The sequence below is a fragment of the Oleiphilus sp. HI0123 genome (assembly GCF_001635315.1).
The window spans coordinates 1-7,550 of the sequence record NZ_LWGE01000681.1 but is presented as its reverse complement, the minus strand read 5'-3'; the positions used below and the strand labels follow the sequence as shown (position 1 = coordinate 7,550).

Sequence of the window (7,550 nt, the reverse complement as noted above, 5' to 3'; positions counted from 1 at the left end):
TCACAAAAAATTATCAAGGGCTCCGACAAAAGCTCTGCCTTACGCTTCAAAAGCAATTGACGCTAATCATTTATTCTCTTGGCGAGAGTGGTTATGATGACGCCACATTAACATAAGGACCACACAATGATTTCTACCTTTAGTGAGCTTCTCACAGCCGCCCAAGAGCAAGACCAACCTCAACGCTTACTTTTTTTATTCGCCAAAGCCGAAGGTGAAGCAGGCAAAAAAAAAGGTGAACAGGAAGGCTCATTATCGCCTGTAATGTGCGTGGACAAGCTACCAGAAGAAATTGAGTCATTTGCTGCCTTGTCAGAAGAAGCAGACTCTATTTCAGATGAGTGGGACTTCATGTTTGTTGCTGGTTTGGCAGGACAAGACGGCGAAGCGCCGAGCCCTGATGATGCAGAACCTTACTTAAACCAAATGGCCAACAACCTGGATTCGGGGCAGGACTTGTCTCAATACGTGATATTTGACCGTAAAGAAAACCCGGTACTCATTCAGCCAGCTTAGTGCTTTCGTCACCAACAGAGCCACTCGCTAAAGCCAAAGCGCTCTAGCGAGTACTTCGACCTTTAGCTCCCCATACACCAATTAGCGTACCCTAATTCTAAGATCGCCCTATTGCTTGTCTCATAATAAGAAACTGTTCATGTTATTTATGATGACAGATAAGAAGCGGCCCGATAAGATAGATAAATCAAACAAAAACAAACTCATATAGAAGCCTGTATTCATGGATGTGATCACTCGACTAAACGTTTTCGTTGTAAGCATACTTTTTACCCTTGCTGTTCAGGCAAGCGAACCTTATAGCCCGCCAGGTAAGGAAAAAGTAGATCTTGTTCCTATCTTCATGTGTGTCTGGGACCCAATAGGTAAAGCGGGGCCGGTCGGACAAATTATGAAAGAAGCGACCATTCAAGCTTATAAGTGGGGCGTTGACCTTACTTTCGAAGTCTTCAGCGACGAACGCATAGCGATTGATGAGTTCAAACTTGGACGTTGCGATGCGGTGAATATGCTTGGCTTCAGAGCGCGTGAGTTTAACTCTTTTACTGGCAGTTTAGGCGCAATTGGCGCAATCCCAAGTTACAAGCATCTTGGCATTATTATCAAAAGCCTAAGCTCTCCTAAGGCGGCTCACCTAATGCGCATAGGAGAATTTGAAGTGCTCGGCATTGGCCCTGCTGGTGCAATATTTATGTTTACGCGCGACCGTAGCATTTTGCTTCCCAAAGACTTTGCTGGCAAACGCATGGCCGTTCTCGATGATGTTCCCGAATCTGAATACCTGTCACAAAAGCACGGTATTACACCCGTTAATTCAACCATTTTTAACTCAATCCTCAAGTTTAACAACGGTACGGTTGACCTGACTGCAGCGCCGGCAATTGTTTACGAGCCCTTCGAAATGCATAAAGGCTTAGAACCTGACGGTGGCATCTATAAAGACCCTTTCCTGTATATCACCATGCAGGTTATCGCACGTTGGGAAAAGTTCCCCGAAGGCTTTATTCAGAAGGCTCGGCTAAAAGCGGTTGAGGAATACTCAAAGTTTGTTAAGTTCCTTACGGACCCAGAAGCAACTATCCCCGAACACTATTGGATAGATATCCCCGAACATCTATACGATTACTGGGTGGAAGATTTTAGAGAGAGCCGTTTGGAGTTAGGTCGTCGCGGTATCTACGACCAAAAGACGCTTAAACTAATGAGGAAGGTCCGCTGCAAACTCGACCCTCAAGCGGCTGAATGCTCAGCAAGCAACCGCGAATAGAGAGCTAAGTATTTGACGCTAATCCCCTACATTCGCTATCGCTGTATGGGGGTCTTGGTGGATGATTATATCGGATTGCGGAAAAAACTCTTTTATCTTGTCATGTACCTCGTCAGCGAGGTCATGTGCAGCGAGTAATGTCATATTCCCATCCATTACAAGATGGAACTGAATGAATTTCGTCTGACCAGACTGACGTGTTCTTAGATCATGAATCTCTATGACGTTTTCATGTTCACAAGCCAAGCTTTCTATCTGATTAATTTCCTCATCAGGGAGTTCCCGGTCAAGCAACAACTGAATGGCTTCATAGCCGATTTCTATTGCACATTTTAGAATGTACAAGCCTATTAGTAAGGCAATAATAGGGTCTGAATACAACCAGCCCATATAATAAAGGGCCAAGCCTAACAAAATTCCAGCATTAGTTACTAAGTCTGCTGAATAGTGAAGAGAATCAGCCTTGACAGCAATCGAATTGGTTTTTCTAACGACATAACGCTGGTAAGCAACCAATACCAAAGTTAATGCCATCGAGAAGAGCATCACCCATGTGCCAATTTCAGGTGACTCGATCAGTTCAGGGTTAAAAATCCGCTCCACTGTATACATCAATAGAAATATCGCCGAGCTGCCAATAAATATTGCTTGCCCTAAGCCCGCTAGTGATTCAGCCTTACCATGCCCAAAACGATGCTCCTCATCCGCGGGCTCCAAGGCATAACGCACCGCAAACATATTGATTAGCGAAGCAGCCAAATCCAGTAACGAGTCTACTAGTGCGGCTAGCACCCCCATTGAACCCGTTACAATCCAAGCATATATTTTTAATATTAGTAAGGTAAATGCAACAGCGACAGAAGCCCTGGTTGCCCAAATAATAAGTTGTTCCGATTTTGTCCGCATAGTAATGTTCACTAAGATCTCTTAACAAAAGAATAGAGCTCCTATTTTACGGGCATCTATACTAAATAAAACCATTAATTAGCATCATCTAATTAAATATAAATTTTGAACTGTATCATTAACTTAAGCTTTTCGACGCCCTATCAGATGGAACCCGATATGCCTGAAACAAAACTTCCCAGTGAATTATTCCTCAGCCAGCAGGTAAGAGATATCGATAGTTCGGCTATCAACAGGCATGGAATCAAGGGCTTTTCGCTCATGAACAAAGCAGCGAAATTTAGCTTCAATATACTATTAGAACGATTCCCCAACTGCCAGAAAGTCACAGTATTATGCGGCAGTGGAAATAATGCCGGAGATGGCTATATTGTCGCTGCGCTAGCCAAAGCTTATGGAATTGCATGTAATGTCTACTTTCTTTCGCCTCCAGATAAACTTGTCGGTGATGCGCAAAGTGCATACCAGATGTGCTTAGCAGAAAACGTAAGCTGCGACCACTACTCAGACAAAAGTCTAGCATCAGAGACCGACAATCACATTATCGTCGACGCTCTATTAGGTACCGGTCTTAACTCCCCTGTCAGAGGCCTGTATGCTGACGCTATTGAAGCAGCAAATAAATCTACTGCCCCGATATTAGCGATTGATATTCCATCGGGCTTAAATGCCAATACGGGCAGTATAATGGGCACCGCAATCGAAGCCGACTGCACTGCGAGTTTTATTGCCCTAAAACTGGGCTTATTTACCGCTGAAGGTCAACACTATACTGGCGAACTATATTACGACGACCTGGAGGTGCCAGCCAAAATTATTAATGAGCAGACGCCTATCGCTCATTGCTTGTCACTGCAGAAATTACTAGATCAAGTTTCTGTCCGGCCCCGCCATTTTCACAAAGGTAATTGTGGGCACACCCTCATTGTCGGCGGAGACCGGGGCTATGGTGGCGCGGTACTCATGGCTGCTGAAGCAGCACTTCGCTGCGGCTCAGGCCTGACGAGCGTTATCACCCATCAAGACCACTGCTCTGCATTGCTATCACGCACACCAGAGGTCATGGTCACCTCTACTGAAAATACTCAACAAGTTGAGCAATTGCTGGACGCGGCAACGGTAATTGTAATCGGTCCGGGCCTTGGTAGATCTGCATGGTCAGAAAAGTTACTGCAAAGGGTTATTAAGCTCGATAAGCCGCTGGTGCTAGATGCAGACGCCTTGAATATCTTGACTAACAAACAGAATTGGATCAACTCGGTTGATAAGGAAAATCAAGGTAAACGCATATACACTCCCCACCCTGGTGAAGCTGCGCGACTGCTCGGGCATGGTAGCGCTGGCCTAATCCAGCAGGATAGGCTTCATGCAATCACTGAGCTCTCCAATAAGCTTGGTGGACATATTCTATTAAAAGGCAGTGGAAGCTTACTTGCCAGCAAAGGCGAAACAATCAGCATTTGCCCTTATGGCAACCCAGGCATGGCAAGCGGGGGAATGGGAGACGTACTAAGTGGAATAATTGGCAGCTTGGTCGCTCAAGGCTTCGCTGAGGGCTTTGCCTTGCGTTTAGCAACCACCCTACACGCTCGTGCAGCAGACATTGCTGCCAAACAATCTGGCGAACGTGGCTTATCTGCATGCGATTTGATACCAGTCGTCAGATCGCTACTCAACAAGCTAAATTACGAGCTATAGGTATGACGAGAAAATCTTATGCCTGAATCTTAGTTTTGTTTTTCTCGACCTTCCTGATTCAGTTTTGACCTAACGTCCATCAAAACCTTGCCGTAAGTATTTTCGGCTCGGCGGTCACGACCACAACCCCAATAATAATCGTATTGGCTATTTTCCAGTATCTTCCTGCTACCGCTATCTAAAAGAAGCTGAGCGACCTGAGGATGGCTACGACAATAAGTATAAACCGCTCGCGTCATAACCGTTCGTTTGACTTGAGCCCAGTCTTTTCGAACTTTATGAAAGCGAGATCTACCCATGCGCCTCGCCTGTTTGGCGGTTGACGATTTCCGGATCTTTTCAAAGTAAGAAGGAGAAGTTTCCTGAAACTTCATCGCCTGATAGTAATGCTCGATACTCGGCCACAATAAACCCTCGAGTAAAAAAGAAGCCAGCTTATGAGTACCAAGCGCTTCGTCTTCATTGCTACGTGATAGAAATAATGCATCTTCGTCTAAATCAGGAAATAACAAACTTTTTACTCTTGGACTGTTGAAAAAGCCATCATACCCGATACGTCTTGATCAAAACAGTGGTGAGCGTACACTCGAAGTTACCGAGCGTACTCACCACTTAAGGCGTTCAATGACTCTGTCTAATCTTTAACACGAATAACAATAAACGAAGGACTTCCTTGACGAACGATCAATGCCGGAACAGCTCTATCTGAAGGAAGACTCTCTACCACCTTTTGAAATTCTTTTACCGACGTGAATTTCTGGTTATTGAGTCGAGTGATGATATCACCCTGTTTAATCCCTGCTTCACGTGCTGCACCCGACTCTACCTGGATAACATGAACACCGCCATCCAAATTCAAATCATCCAAGGTCTCATGATCAAGTTCTCGCACTTTAATGCCAATACGGTTCGTCTTCTCTACCTGAGGTTTATTTTGTAAAGCGCTCGCACTTTCGTCAGTCGGAAGCTCACCAATCTCGACACTCACTGATTTCTCATCTCCATCACGAACAACTTTTAGTTTGGCCTTGTCACCAACCTTTGTTCGCCCTACCAGCTGCGGTAGTTCAGATGAGAAATCAATCTCTTCTCCTTCATACTCGATAATTACATCACCAGTTTGAATACCTGCTTGGTCTGCAGGCGAGTCCTCAACCACCTGAGCAACTAAAGCACCGTAAGGACGATCCAAACCAAAGGAGTCAGCAAGATCTTTGTTAACTTCCTGGATCAAGACCCCTAACCAACCACGCGCGACATAACCTTGGCCTTTGAGCTGAGCTACGACCTCCATTGCGACATCAATTGGAATCGCAAAAGAAACGCCCATAAAGCCACCTGAACGAGTATAAATTTGAGAATTAATACCAACAACTTCACCATCCATATTGAATAGTGGGCCGCCAGAATTACCTGGATTAATCGCTACGTCAGTCTGAATAAAAGGTACATAATTTTCGTTAGGGAGGCTACGCCCCTTGGCACTAACAATTCCGGCAGTAACGGTGTAATCAAAACCAAAAGGAGACCCTATAGCAAAGACCCACTCACCAACCTTAAGCGGCTTTGACTTACCCAACTTAACTGCTGGCAAATCATCTGCTTCAACTTTCAAAACGGCCAGGTCTGAACGTTTGTCAGCGCCAATGAGTTCAGCTTTTAATTCACGTCGATCACTAAAACGAACATAAATTTCATCAGCACCATCGACGACGTGGTTATTAGTTAGAATAATGCCATCTTCACTTGCGATAAAGCCTGAGCCCATCGACTGCATACGCTTCTTGCCGTTAGGCTTTCCTGATTTTGGTGGGCCGCCAAAGAAATGCCGGAAGAACTCCGGGATTTGCTCCATATCACCCTGAAACTGGAACTGGGAAGGTCGCTCGGCATGGCTAACCGTACTAATATTAACGACCGATTCCGCATGCTCTTCAACTAACTCGGTAAAATCCGGCAGATCTGCAGCATGGCTAGAGAGACTCAATACACTGATTGCAGCCATCAAGAATAGCAAGGAGCTGAGTTTATTTATGTACTTCATGAAGAATCCTCAAGAGAGTATGTAGTTAGAACGTACCCTCATTTTTGAGGCCGAAGGGCTAGTTTTCAACTTAAAAATACGTAACGGGGGAGCAAGGTTAAAGAGGAAAAATACTAGTCTATAGCCCGGTCTACGGCTACAATATGTGGCTGAAAGTCTGGATCACTTTTATGCTCGCTAGCAAAACGTCTAGCCAAATAAAGCCCTAATCCAAAGCCACAAATGGACGCCAGCAAGGTCGCGGCATCATTTAAGGCTAAATAACTTTCCGCAAGCACAGCACAAAGAATCATTAAAACCAAGGGAAGCACATACATCACGAGGGAGGCCTGCAGGAAAGTTTTCTCTGGAACTGCGAGGGTTACATAATCCCCTACTTGTACATCAAACTCGTTATCAAGCTCAAACTCAATACATTTTCGTTGGCTACTATCATTGACTAGCTTTTGGCCACAGCCCGCTTTCATCTGGCAACTCTCACAGGCACTTTTTCTATCGATACGAACCGATATACGCCCATTAGTTGTTGAGTCATCAGCAATGACTATAGCTTCTTCTTTAATCATTAAACTAACCTTACATGATCGGTTTGACTGATTTCGCAACCTTCATTGCAGTCATAGCAGGAACTTCGCCAACAACCGTCACATGATAGTCATGACCATCAACACTGTGATCAGTTGAATAGGCAGTTGTTGCACCCACCTGTGTCGCACCTTCAGGCATAGTTCCCTTATCAACCGACTCGATAAATATACTGAAGGTTGCCAGGCCATCACTATAGACCATTACATGCTCACCTTCTTTTGCCTCTCCATTTATCTTTTCATAGCCATTAGGCAAAAATTCAACTTGCCACATCAGGGAACGCGACCAGGACATACCTTTGTCTGCCGTTTTGATCATTTCATGCTTAATCGCTTTCCCTGCCCCCATTACATCGAAAACGGTCGAGTCAATATTATTTGGGTACTCTACATGTGTGTATTGGAAACGCTCCAAGGCTTTATGCTCTTGGTCAATTAACTCAGACTTTAGGAGCAGGCCTTTCTCTTCATCTATCCATAGCTTATAGCTATAACGTTCATCGTCATTGGCAGATATTTCCACCACAACACA

Annotated in this window: 8 protein-coding genes; 3 read left to right on the top strand and 5 right to left on the bottom strand. The window is 44.8% G+C overall.

What is annotated here, in order from left to right; all coding sequences use genetic code 11:
• Window positions 1-126: 126 nt before the first annotated feature.
• The gene (locus A3761_RS06170; RefSeq protein ID WP_068512934.1) at window positions 127-516 is read left to right on the top strand and encodes a ribonucleotide reductase subunit alpha; all 390 of its coding nucleotides are present in this window, start codon (window positions 127-129) and stop codon (window positions 514-516) included.
• Between the two features lie 223 nt (window positions 517-739).
• Window positions 740-1,783 carry a putative solute-binding protein gene (locus A3761_RS06165; RefSeq protein ID WP_068512937.1) on the top strand — a complete coding sequence of 348 codons (1,044 nt, stop codon included), beginning with the start codon at window positions 740-742 and terminating at the stop codon, window positions 1,781-1,783.
• Between the two features lie 18 nt (window positions 1,784-1,801).
• On the opposite strand, the gene A3761_RS06160 is transcribed toward A3761_RS06165, so the two are convergent.
• Window positions 1,802-2,701, bottom strand: a complete 900-nt coding sequence (locus tag A3761_RS06160; RefSeq protein WP_231875617.1) for a cation diffusion facilitator family transporter — start codon at window positions 2,699-2,701, stop codon at window positions 1,802-1,804.
• Between the two features lie 147 nt (window positions 2,702-2,848).
• Between A3761_RS06160 and A3761_RS06155 the strand changes: the two genes are divergently transcribed.
• Window positions 2,849-4,387, top strand: a complete 1,539-nt coding sequence (locus A3761_RS06155) for a bifunctional ADP-dependent NAD(P)H-hydrate dehydratase/NAD(P)H-hydrate epimerase (RefSeq protein ID WP_068554725.1) — start codon at window positions 2,849-2,851, stop codon at window positions 4,385-4,387.
• Window positions 4,388-4,416: 29 nt separating this feature from the next.
• Here A3761_RS06155 and A3761_RS06150 read toward each other — a convergent pair whose 3' ends face one another.
• The 4 genes from A3761_RS06150 to A3761_RS06135 all read right to left on the bottom strand — a co-directional run.
• Window positions 4,417-4,899 (bottom strand): NADAR family protein, encoded by a 483-nt coding sequence (locus tag A3761_RS06150; protein WP_068509096.1) that lies wholly within the window; start codon window positions 4,897-4,899, stop codon window positions 4,417-4,419.
• A gap of 122 nt (window positions 4,900-5,021) precedes the next feature.
• A complete protein-coding gene (locus A3761_RS06145) occupies window positions 5,022-6,431 on the bottom strand; it encodes a DegQ family serine endoprotease (protein WP_068509097.1) in 1,410 nt (469 codons plus the stop codon).
• Window positions 6,432-6,544: 113 nt separating this feature from the next.
• Window positions 6,545-6,997, bottom strand: a complete 453-nt coding sequence (locus A3761_RS06140) for a SoxR reducing system RseC family protein (protein WP_068554722.1) — start codon at window positions 6,995-6,997, stop codon at window positions 6,545-6,547.
• A 10-nt stretch (window positions 6,998-7,007) separates the two neighbouring features.
• A partial coding sequence (locus tag A3761_RS06135) for a MucB/RseB C-terminal domain-containing protein (protein WP_197472885.1) occupies window positions 7,008-7,550 on the bottom strand: 543 nt, incomplete at its 5' end.

Excerpts from the sequence above, each read along its gene's own strand:
- A3761_RS06140 (WP_068554722.1), bottom strand. The coding sequence starts at position 6,997 with ATGATTAAAGAAGAAGCTATAGTCATTGCTGATGACTCAACAACTAAT.
- A3761_RS06145 (WP_068509097.1), bottom strand. The coding sequence starts at position 6,431 with ATGAAGTACATAAATAAACTCAGCTCCTTGCTATTCTTGATGGCTGCA.
- A3761_RS06165 (WP_068512937.1), top strand. The coding sequence starts at position 740 with ATGGATGTGATCACTCGACTAAACGTTTTCGTTGTAAGCATACTTTTT.
- A3761_RS06170 (WP_068512934.1), top strand. The coding sequence starts at position 127 with ATGATTTCTACCTTTAGTGAGCTTCTCACAGCCGCCCAAGAGCAAGAC.
- A3761_RS06155 (WP_068554725.1), top strand. The coding sequence starts at position 2,849 with ATGCCTGAAACAAAACTTCCCAGTGAATTATTCCTCAGCCAGCAGGTA.